Source organism: Streptomyces griseus subsp. griseus, assembly GCF_000720255.1.
Taxonomy (GTDB): domain Bacteria; phylum Actinomycetota; class Actinomycetes; order Streptomycetales; family Streptomycetaceae; genus Streptomyces; species Streptomyces griseus_I.
In genome coordinates, this window is sequence record NZ_JOJE01000023.1 from 32,785 (window position 1) to 55,393 (window position 22,609).

Annotated in this window: 17 protein-coding genes and 3 pseudogenes; 12 read left to right on the forward strand and 8 right to left on the reverse strand. The window is 68.8% G+C overall.

Annotated features, from left to right (window positions below; translation table 11 throughout):
• Positions 1-10: 10 nt before the first annotated feature.
• The 4 genes from IG99_RS27560 (at position 11) to IG99_RS50520 (ending at position 4,419) form a co-directional block, all read left to right on the forward strand.
• Positions 11-847 carry a carbohydrate ABC transporter permease gene (locus tag IG99_RS27560; protein WP_051865947.1) on the forward strand — a complete coding sequence of 279 codons (837 nt, stop codon included), beginning with the start codon at positions 11-13 and terminating at the stop codon, positions 845-847.
• A gap of 115 nt (positions 848-962) precedes the next feature.
• A complete protein-coding gene (locus IG99_RS27565) occupies positions 963-1,820 on the forward strand; it encodes a glycoside hydrolase family 43 protein (protein ID WP_037678220.1) in 858 nt (285 codons plus the stop codon).
• A 121-nt stretch (positions 1,821-1,941) separates the two neighbouring features.
• Positions 1,942-3,780 (forward strand): carbohydrate binding domain-containing protein, encoded by a 1,839-nt coding sequence (locus IG99_RS27570; protein ID WP_234311972.1) that lies wholly within the window; start codon positions 1,942-1,944, stop codon positions 3,778-3,780.
• A gap of 6 nt (positions 3,781-3,786) precedes the next feature.
• Positions 3,787-4,419 (forward strand): carbohydrate binding domain-containing protein, encoded by a 633-nt coding sequence (locus IG99_RS50520; protein ID WP_234311973.1) that lies wholly within the window; start codon positions 3,787-3,789, stop codon positions 4,417-4,419.
• An 858-nt stretch (positions 4,420-5,277) separates the two neighbouring features.
• On the opposite strand, the gene IG99_RS49005 is transcribed toward IG99_RS50520, so the two are convergent.
• Positions 5,278-5,580, reverse strand: a complete 303-nt coding sequence (locus tag IG99_RS49005) for a helix-turn-helix domain-containing protein (protein ID WP_158973251.1) — start codon at positions 5,578-5,580, stop codon at positions 5,278-5,280.
• Here IG99_RS49005 and IG99_RS50525 point away from each other — a divergent pair.
• A pseudogene (locus tag IG99_RS50525) lies at positions 5,578-5,685 on the forward strand (IS5/IS1182 family transposase); the annotation flags it as partial. The gene IG99_RS49005 and the pseudogene IG99_RS50525 overlap by 3 nt on opposite strands.
• Before the next feature lie 213 nt (positions 5,686-5,898).
• Here the strand turns inward: IG99_RS50525 and IG99_RS27580 are convergent.
• Positions 5,899-7,914, reverse strand: a complete 2,016-nt coding sequence (locus IG99_RS27580) for a glycosyl hydrolase (protein WP_037678227.1) — start codon at positions 7,912-7,914, stop codon at positions 5,899-5,901.
• 1,270 nt (positions 7,915-9,184) lie between these two features.
• On the opposite strand from IG99_RS27580, the pseudogene IG99_RS51700 reads away from it, so the two are divergent.
• Positions 9,185-9,331 (forward strand): annotated as a pseudogene (locus IG99_RS51700) (aromatic-ring hydroxylase C-terminal domain-containing protein); the annotation flags it as partial.
• Positions 9,332-9,396: 65 nt separating this feature from the next.
• Here the strand turns inward: IG99_RS51700 and IG99_RS51705 are convergent.
• From IG99_RS51705 to IG99_RS27605, 5 genes and pseudogenes are all read right to left on the reverse strand, one after another.
• Positions 9,397-9,546: pseudogene (locus IG99_RS51705) on the reverse strand (DNA-binding protein); the annotation flags it as partial.
• A gap of 43 nt (positions 9,547-9,589) precedes the next feature.
• Complete coding sequence (gene dhaK / locus IG99_RS27590) at positions 9,590-10,585, reverse strand: dihydroxyacetone kinase subunit DhaK (RefSeq protein ID WP_037678234.1); 996 nt, start codon at positions 10,583-10,585, stop codon at positions 9,590-9,592.
• Positions 10,582-11,259, reverse strand: a complete 678-nt coding sequence (gene dhaL, locus IG99_RS27595) for a dihydroxyacetone kinase subunit DhaL (RefSeq protein WP_037678237.1) — start codon at positions 11,257-11,259, stop codon at positions 10,582-10,584. The genes dhaK and dhaL overlap by 4 nt, the downstream gene beginning before the upstream one ends.
• Positions 11,260-11,296: 37 nt before the next feature.
• Complete coding sequence (locus IG99_RS27600) at positions 11,297-12,100, reverse strand: HAD-IA family hydrolase (protein WP_037678241.1); 804 nt, start codon at positions 12,098-12,100, stop codon at positions 11,297-11,299.
• A 3-nt stretch (positions 12,101-12,103) separates the two neighbouring features.
• Positions 12,104-12,964 (reverse strand): class II fructose-bisphosphate aldolase, encoded by an 861-nt coding sequence (locus IG99_RS27605; RefSeq protein WP_037678363.1) that lies wholly within the window; start codon positions 12,962-12,964, stop codon positions 12,104-12,106.
• 364 nt (positions 12,965-13,328) lie between these two features.
• Here IG99_RS27605 and IG99_RS49010 point away from each other — a divergent pair, with 364 nt between their 5' ends.
• A complete protein-coding gene (locus tag IG99_RS49010) occupies positions 13,329-13,493 on the forward strand; it encodes a hypothetical protein (protein WP_158973252.1) in 165 nt (54 codons plus the stop codon).
• Positions 13,494-13,752: 259 nt separating this feature from the next.
• Here IG99_RS49010 and IG99_RS27610 read toward each other — a convergent pair whose 3' ends face one another.
• The gene (locus tag IG99_RS27610) at positions 13,753-14,805 is read right to left on the reverse strand and encodes a LacI family DNA-binding transcriptional regulator (RefSeq protein WP_037678244.1); all 1,053 of its coding nucleotides are present in this window, start codon (positions 14,803-14,805) and stop codon (positions 13,753-13,755) included.
• A gap of 748 nt (positions 14,806-15,553) precedes the next feature.
• On the opposite strand from IG99_RS27610, the gene IG99_RS27615 reads away from it, so the two are divergent.
• The 5 genes from IG99_RS27615 (at position 15,554) to IG99_RS27635 (ending at position 22,584) form a co-directional block, all read left to right on the forward strand.
• Positions 15,554-16,903 carry an ABC transporter substrate-binding protein gene (locus tag IG99_RS27615; RefSeq protein ID WP_037678245.1) on the forward strand — a complete coding sequence of 450 codons (1,350 nt, stop codon included), beginning with the start codon at positions 15,554-15,556 and terminating at the stop codon, positions 16,901-16,903.
• A gap of 95 nt (positions 16,904-16,998) precedes the next feature.
• Entirely contained in the window at positions 16,999-17,982 is a 984-nt protein-coding gene (locus tag IG99_RS27620) for a carbohydrate ABC transporter permease (RefSeq protein ID WP_234311974.1), read from the forward strand.
• Entirely contained in the window at positions 17,979-18,881 is a 903-nt protein-coding gene (locus tag IG99_RS27625) for a carbohydrate ABC transporter permease (RefSeq protein ID WP_234311975.1), read from the forward strand. The genes IG99_RS27620 and IG99_RS27625 overlap by 4 nt, the downstream gene beginning before the upstream one ends.
• Before the next feature lie 45 nt (positions 18,882-18,926).
• Positions 18,927-20,447: an arabinosylfuranosidase ArfA gene (gene arfA, locus IG99_RS27630; protein WP_037678247.1), complete on the forward strand. Its 1,521-nt coding sequence runs from the start codon at positions 18,927-18,929 to the stop codon at positions 20,445-20,447.
• A 91-nt stretch (positions 20,448-20,538) separates the two neighbouring features.
• On the forward strand, positions 20,539-22,584 hold the full coding sequence (locus IG99_RS27635) for an RICIN domain-containing protein (protein WP_037678252.1): 2,046 nt from the start codon (positions 20,539-20,541) through the stop codon (positions 22,582-22,584).
• Positions 22,585-22,609: the final 25 nt, after the last annotated feature.

Genomic DNA, 22,609 nt, shown 5'->3' on the forward strand with positions numbered 1-22,609 from the left:
GACGGCAACCATGATCTCCACCCTCTGGCGCCGGACCTCCGGCACCCTCGGCACCGTGCTGCTGTGTCTCGGCACGCTGACGTTCGTCCTGCCGTTCCTCTTCACCGTCGTGACCTCGCTGCGCACCGCGGCGGATGTGGCGAGGTCCCCGCTGGGCTTCCCGCATTCCCTGACCCTGCACAACTTCACCGAGGCCTTCGGGCAGATCCACTACGGGCGCAGCGCGCTGAACACACTGCTCATCACGGGTCTGTCGTGTCTCAGCATCACCGTCATCGGCTCCCTGGCCAGCTACCCGCTGGCCCGCATCACCCAGAACTGGTCGACCTGGGTGTACCGGCTGTTCATCCTGGGCACCTCGGTACCGATCTTCGTGGTGGTGGCGCCCCTGTACCTGCTGATGCGGGACCTGAACCTGCTCGACAGCTACGCTGGCGTGGTCATCATCTACACGGCCATCAACCTCCCGGTCGCTGTGTTCTTCTACACCAGCTTCGTCCGCTCGATCCCCGTCGACCTGGAAGAGGCCGCCGCCCTGGACGGCTGCGGAGCGTTCCGCACCTTCTTCGTCATCATCCTGCCGCTGCTGCGCCCGATCACCAGCACGCTGCTGACCTTCGTCGCCCTCCAGGTCTGGAACGACCTGCTGGTTCCGCTGGTCTTCCTGCAGGACCCCGACAAACGCACCGTCATGGTGAACGCCTACTCCTTCATCGACCCGCACACCGTGCAGCCGACGACCCTGTTCCCGGCCGCCCTGCTCGGCGTGCTCCCGCTGCTGCTGATCTTCGTATTCCTGCAGCGGCACGTGGTCGCCGGGATGTCGGCCGGCGCCGTCAAGTCGTAGAGCCCGGCCCGGCCGCCGAGGCCCGAACACGAACACCGTCACCGTCCAGGGCACCCCCATGCCCCGACACCCGGCATCCCCGCCGTCCCGAACATTCCGGAAGGACCATCCACCGATGTACGTGGTCTCATACTTCACCGACACCGACGAGGCGCTCCACCTCGCCTACAGCCACGACGGTGAGGAATTCTCGGTGGTCAACGGCGGCCGGCCCGTCCTGCGGGGCACGGTCGGCACCGGCAGGCTGCGGGATCCGTTCATCGGGGTGGGCCCCGATGGCCTGTTCCATCTGCTGGCCACCGACGGCTGGACGAGCCCCTGCATCGTCCACGCCACCTCGGCCGACCTGCTCACCTGGTCGGACCAGGAACTCGTCCCGGTCATGGCCGGCGTGGACGGAGCCCACAACGCCTGGGCCCCGGAGTTCTTCCTGGACCGCGGGACCGGGCTGTACCACCTCATCTGGTCGTCGGTCGTCGAGTCCGGGAGCACGCCCGAGGGCCGCGACTACGAACATGTCGGCCAGGACCACCGCATCTGGCACTGCACCACCGAGGACTTCAGCACGTTCTCGGCCCCCGATGTCTTCTTCGACCCCGGTCACTCGGTCATCGACGCCACCGTGCGGCAGCTGGACGACGGCGGGTTCCTCATGGCCTTCAAGGACGAGCGAGGCACCAACGACCTCGCCACCGCGCACAAGGACATCCACCTGACCGCCTTCGAGACCCCCGGCGGTCCGTACACCGCCGGCACCGGACCGGTCACCCCCTCGGTGGTGGAGGGGCCGTCGATCTTCCGGCGCGGAGGCGAGCTGGTCATGATCTTCGACCACTACCTCGAAGGGCGATACGGGGCGGCTCGCAGCAAGGACGGCGTGGACTGGGAGCCCGTCTCCCTGGCGCTGCCGCCGGGCATGCGCCACGCCTCCGTCCTCGAAACGCCGCTCCCGCCCTCGATCGCGCCGTGCTGAGGCCCCCCGCCCCAGCCACAGATTCCGGACGTGCCCGCTTCGGCCGACCCGCCCGGTGCAGGAAGCCCCACGTCGCATCCCGCGGCGCGGAGAACACATTCACCCAGCAAGGAGCGTCGCAATGAAGCGTCGCAGATCGGACCGCCCGGGTCTGAAGACGTCCCGCGTCCTCACCCTGCTCGCCACGCTGGCGGGCGCTCTCCTCCTCCCGGCCCCCGCCGCCATGGCGGCGGGCAGCACCCACTACGTCGACTGCTCGGCCGCGACCAACGGCAACGGCACCCAGTCCAGCCCCTGGAACACCGTCACCAGCGTCAACAACGCCACTTTCGGCGCGGGAGACAGCATCCTCTTCGCCGCCGGAACCACCTGCACCGGCCAGCTCACCCCGCAAGGCTCGGGCGCCTCCGGCTCCCCCGTCACCATGGGCTCCTACGGCACCGGCGCCAAGCCGGTCATCAACGCGGGCGGCGCCACCGGCCCCGTCATCCACCTGCTCAACCAGCAGTACTGGGAGATCGGCGGCCTGGAACTCACCAACGCGGCCTCCTCCCCCGCCTACCGCTCCGGCGTCCTCGCCGAGAACAGCTCGGGCGGCGTCCTGCACCACATCCGGGTGCACGACATGAACATCCACCACATCAGCGGCTGGTCGGGCGGCTGGTACTCCACCAACGCGGGCGTCGGCGTCCAGACCGACCACACCGCAACCGTCTCCACCTGGGACGACGTGGTGATCGAGAACAACACCTTCGACCACGTGGACCGCATCGCCGTCGCCGTCACCCCGGACGGGGACGGCCAGGGCACCGGTCAGACCACGGGCACGGTCATCCGCAACAACACCATGACCTACGACGGCGCCGACGATGTCCTCGTCGTCAAGAACGACGGTGCCCTCATCGAGGGCAACAAGGCCGGCTACGGCGGCGCGAAGGCCACCTGCCCGCCCTCCGGTCAGTACTGCAACGGCGCCTCGGCCGGCATCTGGATGTCCGGCAGCAACGACACCGTCGTCCAGAACAACGAGGTGTACTGCCACGTCAACGGCGCCGACGGCACCGGCTTCGACGTCGACTGGGGCAACCACAACACCACGTTCCAGTACAACTACAGCCACCAGAACCTCGGCGGCTTCCTGCTGGTCATGCCGCCCTTCTCCATCGCCAACGAGCCGACGTCGACCATCGCCAGTGACGGCACGGTCGTCCGCTACAACATCAGCGAGAACGACGGCTCCAACGCCGGCTGCCCCGCCTCCGGCACCGCGTCCCACGGCTCCGGCGTCTTCCACTTCGTCGGCAACGTCCCCAACAGGAGCGGAAGTCCGGTCGCCGTCCCGCGGTTCTACAACAACAGCATCTACATCAACAAGAGCGGCCTGAACACCCCGATCCTGTACTCGCGCAAGGGCACCAGCATCACCGGCAACCTGTCCTTCCGCAACAACGCGGTGTTCAACTACGGCACCGGCGGCTACTTCTCCAGCGTCAACTCCACCTACAACAACAACCTCTTCTACGGCAACCACCCGTCCTCCGAACCGGCCGACGCGGCGAAGGTCGTGACCGACCCCGAGTTCCGCAACCCCGGCAACGCGAATACCTCCTCCTCGTACACCGGCACCGACGCCTACCAGGTCCACCCCTCGTCCCCGGTGATCCGGGCCGGAATGGTCATCAGCAACAACGGCGGCAAGGACGCCTTCGGCAACACGGTCTCCGCCACGGAGGCACCCAACATCGGCGCCGACAACGGCACCGGTGGCAACCTCGTCTCCAACGCCGGCTTCGAGACGGGCGCGATGAGCCCCTGGACCAACAGCGGCGCCGCCCCCTCCGTCACCTCCTCGGGCGCCCGCACCGGCGGATTCGCCCTCACCACCCAGGCGAGCGGCAGCGGCGCCAACCAGAGCATCACCGGCCTCACCCCCAACACCACCTACCTGCTCACGGGTTGAGCCAAGGTGGCGAACGCCGGGGAGACCCTCGCCATCGGCGTCAAGAACTACGGCGGCACCGAGACGTTCACCAACGTGGCCACGACGTCGTACTCCCAGGCCGCGGTGCTGTTCACCACGGGCAGCTCCAACACCTCGGCCCTGGTCTACTGCTGGAAGAACACCGGCGGCACCGGCACCGGCAACTGCGACGACCTCGCGGTGGAACGGATCTCCACCCCCTCCAACGTGCTGACCAACGCGGGCTTCGAGACCGGCTCCCTGAGCCCCTGGACCCGCAGCGGCAGCGGCGCGCAGTCCAACGTGGTCGCCTCCAACGCCCGCACCGGCACCTACTCCCTGCAGACCGGCGCCGCCACCAGCGGTGTCGAGCAGTCCGCCACCGGCCTCACCGCGGGCAGCACCTACCTGCTGGCCGGCTGGGCCAAGGTCGCGAACGGAAGTGAGCAGGTCGCCGTCGGTGTGAAGAGCTTCGGCGGCACCGAGACCTACCTGCGCACCTCCAGCACCGCCTACTCCCAGCAGCCGATCTTCTTCACCACCGGCAGCACCAACACCTCGGCCGCGGTCTACTGCTACAAGGACGCGGGCTCCTCGGCCGGCTATTGCGACGACTACACCCTGATCAAGCTCTCCTGACGGCACACGGCCCTCAAGGAGAATCCTTTCCCCACGGTGGGCGGGCCGGGATCACCCGGCCCGCCCACCCGACCCACGTCAGGAGCACCGGTACGGAGGGCCGACCATGCGGGACGTTCCGGCGGCGAGCAGTCCTCATCGCCGCCGTCACCGGCCAAGCACTGCAGTGGTACGGCCCGGGAACCGGCAAGTGAAACGAGGCCGAGCGCCGGCCGCTCCGAGGATGCGCGACATCCCTCCCCTGGCAGGCGCGCACTGCACCGGACGTCCTGTGCGCTCGCGAAGGTTCTCCGAGCTGGATCTCCGGCCCGGTCGAGCCGAACCCAGAGACCGTTTTCACGCGCAGTGCCTGCCGGCCCTTTCTCGAAGCCGTGCCCAGAGCGTGCCCGTAAGACCGGTCAACCACGGTCAGCAACGGTGCCATCCTGTGCGCTCGGGCGCCTGGCCATACCACATACGCCCAGGCCAGAAGGCATCCGGCTCTGCAAGCGCCGTCGCTTCCCAAGCTGAGAGCGCGAGTTCGATTCTCGTCACCCGCTCCATGATGAAACCCCAGGTCAGTGGCCTGGGGTTTGTTTGTTGTCTAGATCAATTTGAGGGTGACGTGCCCTTCGCGTGCCCTAAGTCGCAGCCAGGCGCCCCCAGCGGACCCCTCGGCCGCCAATTCACACAGGACAAACGCCAGACCATCTCAAATCCTGAGACTATTCTTCAGTGACCTGGGTCGGATTCCTCCGCTGGGACATCCGTGCCGGCCGCCTCCCCCGGATGGGGAATCTGATCCTCGTCCGAGCCCAGGCGGCTGAATGAAGCCAGCGACGGGATGTCGGGGGCAGGCCGGCGGAAGTGCGCGCCAATTCAGTCCTGGAGCGTGCGCGCCAGTCGCCCGGAGCTGGGGGTGATGTCCCGCTGAGAGGCGGTCATCCTGCTCAGGGCACGGAAGCTGACCGAGTCGGCCGTCAGATCGGCGACCTCCTCCGCGCCGAAGAAGGAAGGCGGGAACTCCAGCGCTGTCGCAAGCGCCTCCAACGACGGAGGGCTAGGAGTGGCCCGTCCGCTCTCGAAGTCGGACAGCCTGCGTGGCGTCGGGCCGGCCATCTGGGCGAGTCGGGTGACGGTCAGTCCTCGGCGCTTGCGCGCCAGGACTAGCCGGGATGCCATGTCAGGGCCAGCGGCTGCGCCCGGCGCCGGCTTCCGCGGTGCTTCGACATATCGAAGTCGACGGCTCACCGCCGGTTCGTGATCTGGTCCAGAGTCGGCGTCTTTGCCGGCCACTTGCCCTTCGGCATCCCGTTTCCCCAGGTCAGCTCCCCAGGTCAGCTCCGCGGTGGAGGTCACGCACCGAAGCGGAATATCCAGCACGGAGCTACCACTTGCGGACATGCGGTTCTCATCCGCGCCGTCCCGGAACGGTCCCCGCACGGGAGCGCGATCCCGGCGCAAGCGGACTCGGACGGCGGTGCCCCTGTGCCGGGTGTGTCACTCGGCCCTGATGTCGTCCACGTACACGATGCCCTTGGTCGCCGCGCCGCTCCCGTGGACGAGGTACAGATGGAACGCCGTCACCTTGGCGAGATGAGCCGCGTCAAGCACGGCTCCGGCGTTCGCAGTGTCCCAGGGAGCGGGCCCGAACTCGCTGAAGGGTGCCCTGACCTCCTGCCCGCTCGTGTCGGACAGCGGAACCTGGTACCAGAAATCAACTCCGTCGGCGACGATCTGGAGCGCCCCGCCGTTTGCGGAACCGTCGCCCCGCAGCCACAGCGCAAGGGACGTGAAGGCGGACCAGTCCGCGTCGACCGGCTTGCCTGTGCCGGTGTACTCGGCGCCCGTGAAGTCGTACGCGTAGGCCAGTCCGTAGGAGCCCGAGGACTTGTGGTCGGCCGAGAGGCTGAGGGTGTGGGAGTTGACGTGGATGTACGCCTCGCTCAGGGCTACGTCGTCTCCGGCGTATCCCTCGAAGTCGTCGACCCAGCCGACCGGCAGCGGGGCGACCTCACCGAGGAGGACCACGGCCGAATCGGTGAGCGTCTTGCCGTCCACCCGCGCGCTCACGGTGAGGGTCACGGAGCGCTTGTTCCGCAAGGCCGGGGCGATCGACCAGTCGCCCGAGTAGAAGCCGTCGGCGTCGAGGCACAGCGCTCTGGCGCGTCCGCCGTTCACGGAGTAGGTGACGCGGCTCGCCCTCGCGGGCGTGACACGCACCCGGACGGTGGTCTCGGAGGCCGTCACGCGCTGTCGGTCCGTGGGGGTCACGAGGTGTATGAACGGGGCGTTCCTGACAGCGGTGGTGCGAGCGGAGTACACCCCTCGGAGATCGGCGGCGAACAGGGTGTAGGGATCCTGGTGGTAGGCGACGAAGTCCGGCAGCAGGACGTGGCCCGGGTACGGCACATAAGCGCGCTTGGTGCCTCCGAAGTTGGCCCAGGTGAGCATGTACGTCATCTGACGGGCCAGCGGGTCCGCCTGGATGGCCTGCGACAGCCGGGTGAACCACTGCGGGTCGCGGGCCTCGGTACCGCCCTCTCCGAACTCGGTGAAGGCCGGCACCTTGCCCCGCTCGTTCGCCAGCCGGACCACCATCGCCAGGTCCTTCACCAGCCCGTCCAGCCACGGGGTCGGCCCGGCGTTCTCGTCGTAGGAGTCGTAGCCGAGGATGTCGACGAAACGGTCGCCCGGATAGGTCTTCAGGTAGCCGGTCGGGTCGCCTCCGAAATTTGAGTTGGGCGAGTAGGCGTAGAGCAGGTTGTGGACGCCTCTGGTGTCGCGCAGGTACTCGACGGTGTAGCGGAACAGCTCGATGAAGTCGGCCGAGGTGGTGTGGCCGGCGCCCCACCAGAACCAGCCTCCGTTGTTCTCGTGGAAGGGGCGGAAAATGACCGGGATCGCGGTGCCGTCCGGCCGCCGCGCGCCCTTGACCGCCTTCGCGATGCGGTCGAGGAAGGCGTTGAAGTTTGCGTGCTTCGCACCTCCGGGGAGGATCTGGCCGGCCACCCGGCCCGTTGTGTCGTAGAAGTTCCCGCCGGTGACGAAGTTCGGCATGTGGGCGCTGAGGGTGTTGATCCCGCCGCGTGCGTCCCCCTGCCGGATGCACCGGCTGAGCGCGGCGATGTTCTCGGCTTCGGTTCCGTCCTGGACGCCGGGGCGTTCGTCGCCGTCGAGGATGAGGGTGTCCCAGCCGAAGACCGCGGGGTAGTCGCCCACCGCCGCCCTGGTGTCGGACGCCTGGCCGTCGGGAGTGGTGAAGGTGAAGCCGTAGGTGAGGTCGTGCTGGTGACCGAACAGGATGCCCTCGCCCTGCTGTCGCTTCAGGTACGCGAACAGCGCGCGGGTGGCGGGGGTCGCCTTGTCGTCGACGATCCGGACCGGCGTCGGCGTGCCGGCGGGCGCCGTGGGGGAGGTCGCCGCGGAGGCCACCGGTATTCCGGCGCCCGCTGCCATGGCGACCGTGGCGCCGATGAGGACGAAGGTGCGACGGTCCATGGGAGGGTTGGGCATGTACGTCTCCTTTGACGTGGCGATCTCTCACCAGGGGGAGCGGCTCACTGGGGTCACGTGCACCGCTCCAGGGCGGGTGTCATGGGCCGGGAGCCCCCGTCGGCTGCGCCGCGCGCCGACGGGCATGGTGGCGGTCGCCGGGTCGGCTGCGGGCCAAAGGGGCGTCCTGGTCAGGGACCTCCGCAACGCACGACACTCGTGTGATTCAAGTGACGCTACTTGACTGGAGATTCAGGAGGAAGGAAAGAGCCTGGCCCTGTCTCGACCAAGTCGCCTCATGCGGACGGAGGTTGATGATCGACCACCCGGATCCGTTCGCCGATTCACCAGGCGGGCAAGCAACAAAGGTTGGGGCCGACAGGTCAACAGGCGCTTCTTGTCTGCCATGCCTCGCGAGCACCTCGCTGCGCGCCTGGCGGGACTTCGCGGAGCCACGCGCGCACCTCGGCGCGATGCCTTGGGCCAGCCTCCGCTGGTGCTTCGCCGTAGAGTGCAGATAGATCAGCTGGGCCCGCTCCGACGACTGACCGGCGCGGACCATGGGGTCCTTCAAGCTTGGCGCCCGTGTCGGCGGCCACGGTGTTGCCGGTGTGGAGCGGGCCGCGCCCTCCGGTGACCCGCTCGACTGCAAGGCCCGTTGCCGGAGGGTGTCGTCGCCACCTCGGGCTCACCTTCTCGGGGTGCCCGCCCGACCATCGGTGTCCTGAAAGACAGTGTGCTCGCGCGAAGGCGCCCCGAGCCGGACATTCCCACGAGCCGAGCTGGGCTCAGAGCCCGTTCGCGCAAGGGCCCTGCCGGACGCTTCCTGAAGCCGTGCCCACAGCGTGCCCGTAAGAGTGGACAACAACGGTCAACAGCGGTGCGATCCGACGACAAGACCGCCCCAGCGGAACGCCATCCGCGCCGGTCAGAGCCGTAAGGCCCATTCAAGCGCCGGCGCTTCCCAAGCTGAGAGCGCGAGTTCGATTCTCGTCACCCGCTCCACGAATAAGGCCCAGGTCAGAGACCTGGGCCTTATTGCTGTCCGTCGCGATCAGCGATCGTGTGCCAGATTCGTGTCAGAACGCTGATCGCCGGGGCTGGCGGCTGGCTCTTCCGGCACGGCAGCAGCTTCCTGCTGGCGCCGGCGGCGTCCCTGCGGCGAAGGCCGGCCGGCTCTTCCGGCCGCATCGGACCGTACGCGCCGAGGGAGGCACGCCGCGACTGACAAGACGACGACGTCAACCGGCACCTGGGTGGCATGATCACCGCGTTGGACCTCCGCTACCCCATGAGCGACGACCACCCGCTGACCGGCCGCCGGGTCCCCGACGTCGATCTGAAGACCGGTGACGGCCGGCGCCGCGTCTTCGAACTGCTGCGCACCGCGCGCCCCGTGCTGCTCGACCTCCGCGGTGACACCGCACTGGCGGCCACGGCCGAGAGCTGGGCCGATTGCGTCGACCTCGTCGAGGCCCGGTCCACGACCGACCACTGGCCCGTGCGGCCGTGGATCACCTCGACCAGCACCGCCGCCGAGGTGATCACGGGCAGGTCCGCGTCACGAGCCGCCGTCAGCCACTCGCGGATTCCCCGATCACGCTGTACGGCCTTCGCCAGGCCCCCGCTGTCCAGGACCAGGGCACCGCTCACGCGGCCGCCCCGGCAAATCTGGCGACGACCCGTCCCGCGCCCCTCAGAAGACGTGGATCGGGATTTCGGCGGGGGCGTCGAGGAGTTCGGAGATCTCGTCGTCCAGGCGGACCAGGGTGATGGAGGCACCGGCCATGTCGAGCGAGGTGCAGTACTCGCCCACATAGCTGCGGTCGATCTCGATGCCTCGCTCGGCCAGCTGTTTGTGGGCCCGGCCGTACACGAGGTACAGCTCGCCGATCGGCGTGCCGCCGAGGCCGTTGACCATCAGCGCGACGTGGTCCCCCGAGGAGTACGGCAGGTCGTCCACGACCGCGCTGACGAGCTCGCTCACCATCGTGTCCGCCGACTGGAGTTTCTCCCGCTTCCGGCCCGGCTCGCCGTGGATGCCCACGCCCATCTCGATCGCGTCGTCCGGCAGGTCGAAGAGCGGGGAGCCCTTCGCCGGGGGTGTGCAGGCGGTCAGTGCCATGCCCATGGAGCGGGCGACGGAGTTGACCTTCTCGCCGATCCGCTGGACCTCGTCCAGATCCGCGCCCCGCTCGGCGGCCGCGCCGACCGCCTTCATCACGAAGAAGTTGCCCGCCACGCCTCGTCGGCCGACGGTGAACGTCGAGTCCTGTACGGCCACGTCGTCATCGATGAAGAGGGTACGGACGTTCAGCCCGTCGGCCTCGGACAGCTCCTCGGCCATCTCGAAGGCCATCCGGTCCCCGGTGTAGTTGTTGACCAGGAGCAGAACGCCCTTGGGGGAGGCGACCAGCTTGACTGTCTCGTAGACCGAGTCGGCCGGCGGCGCGGCGAACACGTCGCCGGGGCAGGCCGCATCGAGCATTCCCCTGCCGACGCTCATCACATGCGCCGGCTCGTGACCGGACCCGGAGCCCTGGACGATGGAGACCTTGTTCTCCTGCGGGGTGTCGGCACGCATGATCAGGTTGTGCTCGGGGACGTACTTCAGCGTGTCCGGGTTGGCCAGGGCCAGCCCTTCCAGCATCTGCGGAACGTAGTCCTGCGGGTCGTTGACGAACTTCTTCATGGCGTCGCTCCTTCGCGTCGCTCGTGTGCGTCCCACTCGTCGGCGATGCGCTCCGCCATGACCGCAACGGCCACCGCGCCAGGGTCCGGCGAACCGATGCTGCGCTCGCCCGTGTAGCTCTGGCGTCCGCGTCGGGCCTGCATGGGTGTCGTCGCGTCGGCCGCGGTACGGGCCGTCACGGCGGCCAGCCGGGCGAGTTCCGCCGGGCCGGACCCCGGTCCGCCCTCGGCCAACCGCTGTTCCAGGGCGTCGGTCATCGGTATCAGCGCGTCCAGCAGCGTCTTGTCTCCGAGGTCGGACCTGCCGCGCGCCTTGATGCCCTCGGCCGCGGCCCGCAGCATCGCGACCGCGTCCGTGGCGACCAAGTCCGTCCGGTCCTTCACAGCCCCGGACGCCCGCAGCAGGGCGGTGCCCCAGAGCGGCCCTGATGTGCCGCCGACACGCTTGGAGACCACCAGGGCGACCTTCTTCAGGAACTCCGCCGGCGAGTCGGACACGAGGGTGTCCCAGTCGGCGAGCACGATCTCGAAGCCGCGGGCAAGCGAGTACCCGAAGTCCCCGTCACCCGCGACGGCGTCGAGGTCACCGAAGGCCCTTTCGTTGTCCACCGCGGTCTGTGCGATGGTCCGGACGACGAAGGCGAGGTCACCCGTGGATGTCGATGGCGATGTCATGGTTCTCCTGACTTCGACGACAATGACTTCGGCGGCATCAGTCCGTACGGGAGGCCGGGCCTGCGGACGCGGTGAGCAGGGCGGCCAGGTCCGCGAGGACCACCCAGCGCCCCGGGCGGGCGCCGAGCGGATCGCTCAGCACCCTGGCGGGAACCTCCCGCGGTGCCGGATCGCCGAGCGACGTGACCACCAGCGAGGCCCCGGTGAAATCCTCCTCCCCGGTGTAGGCGCTGGTCGTGACTGCGCAGGTAAGCCCGGCGCCCAGAGCGGCCAGCAGGCCGTTGCGGCTGTCCTCGATCACGACGGCGTGCTCAGGATCGAGGCTGAGCCGGTCGACGGCGAAGGCGTAGATGTCCGGGGCCGGCTTCTTCCGCTGGACCACATCCCCGGCGAAGACGCTGAAGCCGGCGGTCAGCTCGGGTCCCATGGCGAGTTCGAGCACGCTGCGGACGGACGGCTCCGCGGAGGTGGAGGCGACCGCGAGCGTCCACCCGGCCTCGTGGGCCTCCTCGGCGACCCGCCGCACACCGGGCCTGGGCGGGATGTCCCCGTCTCGGATGATCCCGGTGTAGATCTCGGTCTTGCGGCGGTGCCAGCGGGCGACCTGCTCGTCGAGTGCCTCCTGGTCGGTGGGCAGACCGGCCGCGGCGACAAAGTCGGGGGTCAGCAGGGTCCGCATCCGTTCCTTGCCGCCGCCGACCTTCAACTTTTCCGCGTACTCCGCGTCGCTCCACCGTACGGGCAGGCCGAATTCCTCGAAGGTCTGGTTGAACGCGGGCAGGTGTCCGTCGCGTTCGGTGTCGGCGAGGACGCCGTCGCAGTCGAAGATGAGCCCGGGCATGTCTCAGCCCGCCCGCCCGGCGCTGCCGAAGAGCCTCATAAGGGAACCGGCCAACTCGATGACGTCCTGGCGGACGGCCCGGAAGAGCGACGGCGGATCCCACTTCTGCCGCTGCGCCGCCGTTTCGAGGAAGGCCAGGTTCGACTTCATGTACGTCTCCTTGAGGGCGGTCGAGATGTTGACCTTCGCGCATCCCCGGGAGATCAGGTCGTGGAACTGCTCGTCGGACAGTCCGCTGCCGCCGTGCAGCGCGATCGGCACGGGATGGGCCGCCACGATGTCGGACACGCGCTGGGCGTCGAGCACCGGCGCCCGCTTGTACGACCCGTGGGCGTTCCCGATCGCCGGTGCGAACACGTCGACCCTGGTGGTCCGCAGGAAGTCCAGCGCGACCGCGAGGTCCTGCCGCTCGGCGGCGGTGTCGGTGCCGACGCCGTCCTCCACGCCAATGATCGACTCGATCTCGCCCTCCACCGCGGCCCCGTGGGCGCGGGCTTCCGCGACGACCTCGACGGTCTGCCGCATGTTCTCCTCGACCGGGAGGGTGGAGGCGTCGAAGAGCACCGAGTTCCATCCGCGTCGCAGGCACTCGGTGATGACCTCGCGTTCCGGGCAGTGGTCGAGGTGCAGGGTGACGGGCACCTCGATGCCTGCGGTCATCGCGGTCCACATGGCGTAGAGCACGTCGCTGCCGATGGACCTGACCGTCTTCACGGAGGTCTGCACGATCAGCGGCGACGCGTTCTCCACCGCGGCCGCGAGCACGGCCTCCAGCGTCAGGTCGTTGAACACGTTGATCGCCGGTACGGCGTAGCGCTCGTCGAAGGGCGCGGAGAGAATCTCGGTCAGCGGTGTCACACCCACGGGCGCCTCCACGTTTTCCGCCCCTTCTCCATTTCACGCCCGAGGTCCGAGCCCCGCCACTTGTCACCGGAGTGCCCGCGGCCCCGACGGGACCTGTTCGGCCCGGCCCTGCTCAGCGGTGTCCGGGTGACACCTCCCCAGCCGCTCCGGAGGGGCTCAGAGCGCCTTCAGGAGGTCCTCGCGTGAGGCCGGCCACTGGTCGAAGGTGAGCCGCCCGGGGTTGATCGAGCTGACCACGTCGAGGTCCCGGCCGCAAACACCTCCAGCGCCCTCTTCTCCCAGTTCGGGGCCACGACATCGGCGGCAGCGATCAGCACCACAGGTACGCCCTCGCCGAGCTGGGCGTAGTTTCACCGACGACTATGTGCTCGAGATGCCCTACGCCAAGCCCCAGCCCCGGCGGATCGAGGGCCGAGCGGCCGCGACGGAATTCGCACGCCAGGCGTTCCGCGTGTTCCGGATCGAGATGACGATCACCGACGTGCACGAGCTGGCCGACGGGGATCTGATCGCCAACCTCGACCTCTGAGTGCCGGCACCCGGCATGTGCAGTCGCGACGTACATTCCAGATCAGCTTTTTGTTGCGAGACGGGAACAGGAGCATCCATCTCTCGCAGGGCCCCCTCCCGAGCGAGTGAAGCCGAGCGTCGGGGGAGTCGGCGGCCGACGACAACGCCGCTGGGGGTGCTCCTTTTCGAGGGGAGTGCAGGTCAGTGCCCGCAACGCCGAGGTGATCGTGCTGACACCCCCCTGACGGCGCCAGGGGCGAACCTCTCGCCCCCGGCGCTCACGGCCCGTCAGTCGTATCCGGCGTCGGCGCCTGCCGTCCCATCGTGCTCGCCCGCGGGATGAGCCGGTACGGCGCCCGGATCTCCATGCCGGGGACCGGTGTCGAGCTGCCGATCCGCTTGAGCAGGCGCTCCACGGCCGTCTCGGCTATCACGTCCTTGGCCGGCGAGATCGTGGTGACGGGCGGGTTCGAATAACGGGCGTCCTCGATGTCGTCGTAGCCGACGATCGCGACGTCCTCCGGGACGCGCAGTCCGCGTGCGGCCAACGTGTGCAGGGCGCCAAGGGCGATCAGGTCGCTGTAGCAGAAGACCGCGTCCGGCGGTTCCTCGAGGTCGAGCAGGTGTGCCATGGCGGTGGCGCCGTCGGAGCGGTTGAAGCGGGGGGTGCATATGACGTACTCCTCGCGCACGGGCACGCCGGCGCGCTCATGGGCCAGGCGGAAGCCCAGGGTGCGCAGCTGGGCGGCCTCGCCGGTGCGGTACGGCTGGTCGCCGATCGCGGCGACGCGGCGCCTGCCGAGGCCGAGCAGGTGCTCGGTGGCCTCTCGGGAGGCGGCGACGTCGTCGATGCCGATGTGGTCGAAGCCGCCGTCGCTGACCCGCTCACCGAGCACGACGAGCGGGAGGCTCGCGTCGCGCTCGGACAGGTCGGGCTGGGCCAGGCCCAGCGGGCTGAAGATGACGCCGTCGAAGAGCAGCTGCTGGGAGCCACGGGTCAGGAACGCCTTCTCGTGTTCCGCGTCGCCGTCGGTCTGGTCGATCAGGACGTTGTAGCCCTGCACCCTGGCCGCACGGATGATGCCCTGCAGCAGTTCGGCGAAGTAGGGCGTGTCCAGGTACGGAACCACCACCGCGATCTGGCCCGAGCGCCCGGAGGCGAGGTTGCGGGCCAGCACGTTGGGCCGGTAGCCGAGCTCGTCGACGGCCTGCTGCACCCGCGCGCGAGTGGCCTCGGAGACCGGCGCATAGCCGTTGACCACGTTGGACACGGTGCGGCTCGAGACCCCGGCCAGCGCCGCGACGTCGCGGAGTGTGACGCCATTCGCCATACGGTCACCTTCGTTCCGGAGGGGCAATGTGGAAAGTTTCGCTGAAGCTCTTGCAGCGTGGCAATCCCTCGGTTAACACTTTTGCAGCGCTGCAGAGCCTAGCAGGGGTGGCCCGAGTGGATGATCGGGTACTGCTCCCTCTCGCGATGGGGCGCAGTCCGTCGACGGCTGTGCCGTGCCCGGTCAAGGGTGCGTCATCGCCGGAGCCGGGCGCAGGTCCGAGGTGGCGCCGCGCCACGGACCGGATCCCCGGGAGTACTCGCGGGGAACGATCAGCAGGAGCCGCAGTGACACCAGTGACCGCTTCCCGTTCGGCAGCCGTCCTCCCCCGGACAGGGCGCCCGTCCTTACTCGCCGTACTCTGACGGCGCCCGTCTCTTTGTGTCCGGCATCTCGAACTCCGTTCGGGATACGCCGTGTTCCCGTGCGGGCCCACGGTGCCTGCCGACCCGGGCCGTACCGGCCCCTCCCCACTCCCCTCGTCGTCACGTACGCCCACCCCGCCGCGTCCGCCGACGTCCGCCCGCCCGGATCCCGGGCGGACACCACCTGAGTCCCGTCCGCCAGGCGATCGGCGGCGGCCCGCACCCAGCCGCCGCACCCGCCGGCGGCCAACGCCCCGACGCCCGGGCCTTCGTACCGCGCCGCCGTTCCCCTGCTCCGAGCCCCGCTCTTCACTCGGGAGGGCGGTACCTCCCCATACCTCCCTCTTCTGCCTGCTCTCAGGCACCTCACCCAGGAGAAAGCCATGTCGTCCACCAGAAAGCCCCGTTCCCTGCGCCGTACCGCGGTCGCGGCCACCTCCGCCGCCCTCGCCGGCGTTCTCCTCGCGGCCTGCGGCTCCGGCGGCACCAGCGGCTCCGGCGGCACGCAGAGCGGCCCCGTGCACATCAAGGTCTGGGCCTGGTACCCGCAGTTCAAGCAGGTCGTGGACCAGTTCAACAAGACGCACAAGGACGTCCAGGTCGACTGGGTGCAGGCCGGTGTGGGCCAGGACGAGTACACCAAGCTGAAGACCACGCTGAAGGCGGGCCAGGGCGCCCCGGACGTCGTGATGCTGGAGTTCCAGGAGCTGCCGACCATCCAGCTCAGCAAGGGCCTGCTGGACATGGGCAAGTACGGCGCGAACGCCGACAAGGGCAACTACGTGGACTGGGCCTGGAACCAGGCTTCCGACGGCGACCACGTGTACGCCATCCCGGTCGACGGCGGCCCGATGGCGATGATGTACCGGGCCGACCTCTTCAAGAAGTACCACCTGAAGGTCCCCACGACCTGGGCGGAGTACAAGGAGGAGGCCGCCAAGCTGCACAAGGCCGACCCGAAGGCGTTCATGACCGACTTCGGCAGCGACGAGACGGCCGGCGGCTGGCGCCAGGGCCTGATGTGGCAGGCGGGCTCCCGCCCCTACACCTACTCGGCCAGCAAGCTGCCGAACATCGGGGTCAACCTGAACGACGCCGGGGCCAAGAAGGTGTACGACTACTGGGGCGACCTGGTGAAGAACAAGCTGGTCGACACCCAGTCGTACGCCACCACGGACTTCTACAACGGCCTCAGCACCGGCAAGTACGCCACCTACATCGCGGCCGGCTGGGGTCCGGGTTACCTCTCCAGCGTCGCCAAGAAGACCTCCGGCAAGTGGCGGGTGGCCCCGCTGCCGCAGTGGACGGCGGGTGGCAACGCCCAGGGTGACTGGGGTGGTTCGAGCTTCTCGGTGACCTCGCAGACCAAGCACCCCAAGGAGGCCACCGAGGTCGCCCGGGAGCTCTTCGGCACCTCGCAGGCGGCCTGGAAGATCGGCATCGACCAGGCCTACCTCTTCCCGCTGTCCAAGCCGATCCTCAACGGCTCGTACTTCGGCGACAAGAAGTACGACTTCTTCGGCGGCCAGCAGATCAACAAGGTGTTCGTGCCCGCCGCGAACGGAATCGGGACCTTCGACTGGAGCCCGTTCCAGGACTTCGCCTACAACACCGACACCAGTGAGGTGGGCAAGGCCCTCCAGGGCCAGACCGACTGGTCCGCCGTGAACGACAACGTCCAGAGCCAGGTGACCTCCTACGCGGCCAAGCAGGGATTCAAGGTCAGCAAGTAACCGGCCCGAGTCCCCCAGTCACCACCGCCCCCGCCGGCGCCCCGCGCCTGGCACGTCCGCCGCCGGCGGGGGCCGCACGACCGCAAGGAGATGTGATGAGCCTGCTCCGACAGCAGGGATCCACCGTGACGGCGCCGCCAAGTACCGCCCCCGCGAAGGGGCTTCACGCCCCCGCTGGGGGTCGGCGCACCGGCGGGCTGTCCGCCCGCACCCGGCACAAGGGCATGGGCCTGCTGCTGATCAGCCCGTTCCTCCTGCTCTTCCTGGCCTTCCTGGTGGCCCCGCTGAGCTACGCCTTCTGGCTCAGCCTCAGGACCTCCACCCTGGTCGGCGGCGACCACTTCAGCTGGTTCGCCAACTACCAGCAGACCTTCACCGACCCGCACTTCCTCTCCGGCGTGCGCCGGGTGGCCGTCTTCGGTGTGGTGCAGATCCCGGTGATGCTCGGCTTCGCCCTGCTCGGCGCGCTGATCATCGACGAGGTCACCAGCCGCCTCGCCAAGGTCTTCCGGATGACCCTGTTCATGCCGTACGCCGTGCCCGCGGTGATCGGCGCGCTGATGTGGGGCTTCCTGTACAGCCCGACCTTCGGCCCGGTGAACTCGATCAGCAACTCGCTGGGGCTGGGCAAGGTCGACCTGCTTTCGCACACTCTGATGCTGACCTCGCTCGGCAACATCGTGACCTGGCAGTGGACCGGCTACAACATGATCGTCCTGTACGCCGCTCTCCAGGGCCTGCCCCGCGAGGTGTACGAGGCGGCGAAGCTCGACGGCGCCGGCCAGGTGCAGACGGCCCTGCGCATCAAGATCCCGATGATCTCCTCGGCGATGGTGCTCGCGCTGATGTTCACCATCATCGGCACCCTGCAGTTCTTCACCGAGCCGCGGGTCCTGGAGAAGACCGCCTCCTCGGTGATCACGCCGGACTACACGCCCAACCTCTACGCCTACAACCTGGCGTTCCAGTACTCGGAGTTCAACTACTCCGCCGCCATCTCCTTCTCCCTCGGAGCGGTGGTCTTCATCGGCTCCTACTTCTTCCTGTTCGCCACACGCAAGAGGAGCGGACTGAAGTGACGACCGCCGCAGCCCCCGCCCCCGCCGTCACCGCCCCGGCCGCCCGCCGCGAGTCCGGCGCCCGTGGACGCGTCACCGTCAACGTGGTGATGGTGGCGATGATCCTCTACTTCCTGATGCCGTTCTGGTGGCTGGTCGTCGCCGCCACCAAGGACAACGACGCGCTGTTCTCCACCGCGGCCCTGTGGTTCCACTCACCGGGCTCCTTCTTCACCAACCTCCAGCAGCTGTTCACCTACAACGACGGCGAGTACCTGCGCTGGATGGGCAACACCGCCGTCTACGCCGGCGTGAGCGGGGTGGGTGCCACCGCCGTGGCGACCCTCGCGGGCTATGCCTTCGCCAAGTACCGCTTCCCCGGCCGGAACCTGCTCTTCTCCAGCCTCCTCGGCGCCATCATGGTGCCCGCCACCGCGCTGGCCATCCCCACCTATCTGCTGCTGAGCAAGGTCGAGCTGACCAACACCATGTGGGCGGTCATCCTGCCCCAGCTGCTCAACCCGTTCGGCGTCTACCTGGTGCGGGTGTACGTGCAGGAGTCCCTGCCGGACGAGCTGCTGGAGGCGGCCCGCATGGACGGAGCCGGCGAGATGCGCGTGCTGTGGTCGGTGGCGCTGCCGACCCTGAAGCCGGCGCTCGTCACCGTGCTGCTGTTCTCCATGGTCGGCACCTGGAACAACTTCTTCCTGCCGCTGGTGATGCTCAACAACGACAAGCTGTTCCCGCTCACCGTCGGCCTGCAGTCCTGGTACGAGGGCGCGATGATCCAGTCCGGCGCCAACGCGCTGTTCACCCTCGTCATCGCGGGTTCCCTGGTGGCGATCCTGCCGCTCATCGTCACCTTCCTCCTCCTCCAGCGGTACTGGCGCGGCGGGTTGACCGTCGGAAGCCTCAAGTGAGCCCAGCCTTCCCCTTCTTCTCGCCCACCTCCCGGAGCGACCTTCATGCTGCACGCCTCCCTGACCGTCGACCCCGCCTTCCGCGTCGCCGACGTGCAACCCCGTACCTTCGGCTCGTTCGTCGAGCACATGGGCCGCTGCGTCTACACCGGCATCTACGAGCCCGGCCACCCGTACGCCGATGAGGACGGCCTGCGCCGTGACGTCCTGGACCTGGTGCGCGAGCTGGGGGTGACCAGCGTGCGCTATCCCGGCGGCAACTTCGTCTCCGGCTTCCGCTGGGAGGACAGCGTCGGCCCGGCGGCCGAGCGCCCCACCCGCCTCGACCTCGCCTGGCACAGCACCGAAACCAACGCCTTCGGTCTGCACGAGTTCCACCGCTGGGCCGAGAAGGCCGGCGTCGAGCCCATGATGGCCGTCAACCTCGGCACCCGGGGCGTCGCGGAGGCCCTGGACCTGCTGGAGTACTGCAACCACCCGGGCGGGACCGCGTGGTCCGACCAGCGGATCAAGAACGGCGCCCCCGACCCCTTCGGCATCCGCATGTGGTGCCTGGGCAATGAGATGGACGGCCCCTGGCAGACCGGCCACAAGACCGCCGCCGAGTACGGCCGCCTCGCCGCCGAGACCGCCCGGGCCATGCGCATGGTCGACCCCGGGCTGGAACTGGTCGCCTGCGGCAGCTCCAGCTCCTCGATGCCGACCTTCGGCGCCTGGGAGGCCACCGTCCTGGAGGAGGCCTACGACCAGGTCGACTACATCTCCTGTCACGCCTACTACGAGGAGCTCGACGGCGATATCGGCAGCTTCCTGGCCTCCGGCGTCGACATGGACCACTTCGTGGAGTCGGTCGTCGCCACTGCCGACCACGTACGGGCCAAGCTGGGCCGCAAGAAGCGGATCAACCTCTCCTTCGACGAGTGGAACGTCTGGTACAACACCCGTTTCGAGGCGCAGGGAAAGCCTGCCGATTGGGCCGTGGCCCCGCGGGTCATCGAGGACCAGTACAACGTCGCCGACGCCGTGGTGGTCGGCGGGCTGCTGATCAGCCTGCTGCGGCACAGCGACCGGGTCACCGCCGCCTGCCTGGCCCAGCTCGTCAACGTCATCGCGCCCATCCGCAGCGAACCCGGCGGCCCGAGCTGGCGGCAGACCACGTTCCACCCCTTCGCCCAGGCGGCCCGCCACGCGCGCGGGACCGTTCTGCGGGTCGAGCCGGTCGCGCCGACGTATGAGACGAAACGTTTCGGCGGGGTCTCGGTCGTCGACGCCGTGGCTACGCACCTCGCGGAGGCGGACGGCGCCGACGAACTCACCGTCTTCGCCGTCAACCGTCACCAGAGCGAGGACGTCGAACTCGCCCTCGACCTGAGGGCGTTCCCCGGCTACGCGCCCGTCGAGCACTCGGTGCTGAGCGACCCGGACACCCGCGCCGTCAACACCCAGGCCGACCCCGACCGGGTCCGCCCGTACGCCGCCGAGACGGGGCTCGTCACCGACGGCCTTTTCGCCGCGACCCTGCCGCCCGTCTCCTGGAACGTCATCCGGCTGCGCCGCGCCGGCTGACACCCCCGAAGCCCCGCCGCTCCCACCCCCTCCCCCAGGAGCGGCGGAGCCCGCACCACCCCCTCTTCCGGACATTCGTTGGGAGCCGCCCATGTCCACCACCAGGGAAGGCGCCATGCACCGCGCCGCCCCCCGCACCCAGGCGATCACCCTGCTGCTGGCCCTGCTCGCAGCCGCCGTCGCCCTCGTCCTGCCCGCCTCCGGCCAGGCGCACGCGATATCGCGCGCGTCCCAGACGATGTACACCTCACCGTCGACCGCCCCGTCGCCCGGCGCGCTCTACCCGCGCGCCGTGCGCCTGCAGTACAGCGGTGCGTCCAACGGCAACCTGCTGGCCACGTTCGAGCAGTACAGCTCGGGCACCCCGGTCTTCCCGATCTATCGCAGCACCGACAACGGCAACAGCTGGACGCAGATCTCCAGCATCACCGACACCCACAACGGCTTCGGCATGCGCTACCAGCCGCAGCTGTACGAACTGCCCACGCAGATCGGCAACTTCCCGGCCGGCACGATCCTCGCCGCGGGCAACTCCATCCCTAACGACCTGTCCTCGACCGAGCTGGACCTGTACGCCAGCACCGACCACGGCATGACCTGGTCGTTCGTCAGCGCCATCGCCCAGGGCGGCAGGGCCGACGTCACCAACGGCGAGACCCCGGTGTGGGAGCCGTTCCTGATGGTGTCCGGCTCCAAGCTGATCGTGTACTACTCCGACCAGCGTGACCCCAACCACGCCCAGAAGATCGTCCACCAGACCACCACCGACGGCATCACCTGGTCCTCGGTCGTGGACGACGTGGCCATGCCGACCTACACCAACCGCCCCGGCATGCCGGTCGTCGCGCAACTGCCCAACGGCAACTACGTGATGACGTACGAGTACGGGGGCGCGCCCGAAGCCAACTTCGCGGTCTACTACAAGATCTCCTCCGACCCCGAGGCGTTCGGCTCCGTCACCGGCACCGTCCTGAGGTCCACCGACGGGTACGTGCCCACCAGCGCGCCGTTCATCACCTGGCTTCCCACCGGCGGTCCCAACGGCACCCTGGCGGTCAGCGGCCAGAGCACCACCGACCTCTTCCTGAACACGCAGAACGGCGCGGCGGGCGCCTGGACGCGCATCGCCTCCACCGTCCCCCGCGGCTACAGCCGCGGCATGGTACCCCTCGCCGACGGCCACAGCCTGGAAATCTTCAGCGCGGGCGTGGTCAGCAACACCGTCGAGAACCCGGTCACCTACGGCACGATCGACCTGGGCGGCGGCATCTCCGACGGTGCCACCTACACCATGTCCAACGCCAACAGCCACCTGATGCTGACCATCGTGGGCGGCTCCACCACCAACGGCGTCAACGCCACCCAGCAGAACGCCGACAACGCCACCGACCAGAAGTGGAAGTTCGTCCAGCAGCCATCGGGCTACTTCAAGATCTTCAACGTGGCCAGCGGCAAGCTCCTGGGCGTGCAGAACGCGTCCACCGCCAACGGCGCCAAGGTCCTGCAGTGGGACGACAACGGCACCCTCGACCACGAGTGGGCCGTCGCCCCGAACCCGGCGGGCGGCTTCACCGCCACCAACCGGAACAGTGGCAAGTTCCTGGAGATCCCCAGCGCGTCCACGACCGTCGGCACCGCCGCCGGGCAGTGGTCCGACACCGGCTGCGCCTGCCAGCGCTGGAACCTCACCCAGACCGCTCTGCCGAACCTGGCCACCGGTCAGTACCGCCTGATCAACAAGAACAGCGGCAAGTTCCTGGAGATCCCCGGCGCATCCACCGCCACGGGCAAGCAGGCCGGCCAGTGGGTGAACACCGCCAACAACTGCCAGCTGTGGACCTTCACGGCGCAGAGCGGCGGGGCGTGGACCGTGAAGAACGTCAACAGCGGTCTGTTCCTCGACAACAACGGCTCGACCTCGTCCGGTGCGGCCATCGTGCAGAACTCGTCCTCCGGCGCGAGTTCCCAGAAGTGGACGCTCACGGACGCCGGCAACGGCTACTACAAGCTGGTCGACTCCGGCAGCGGACTGGTCGCGGACGTCGCCTCCGCCTCCACCGCCAACGGCGCGCTGATCGTCCAGTCCACGGACACCGGCGCCGATGACGAACTCTGGCAGATCGTCCGGGTCAACTGACCTGTTCCCGGGGGCCCGGTTACGG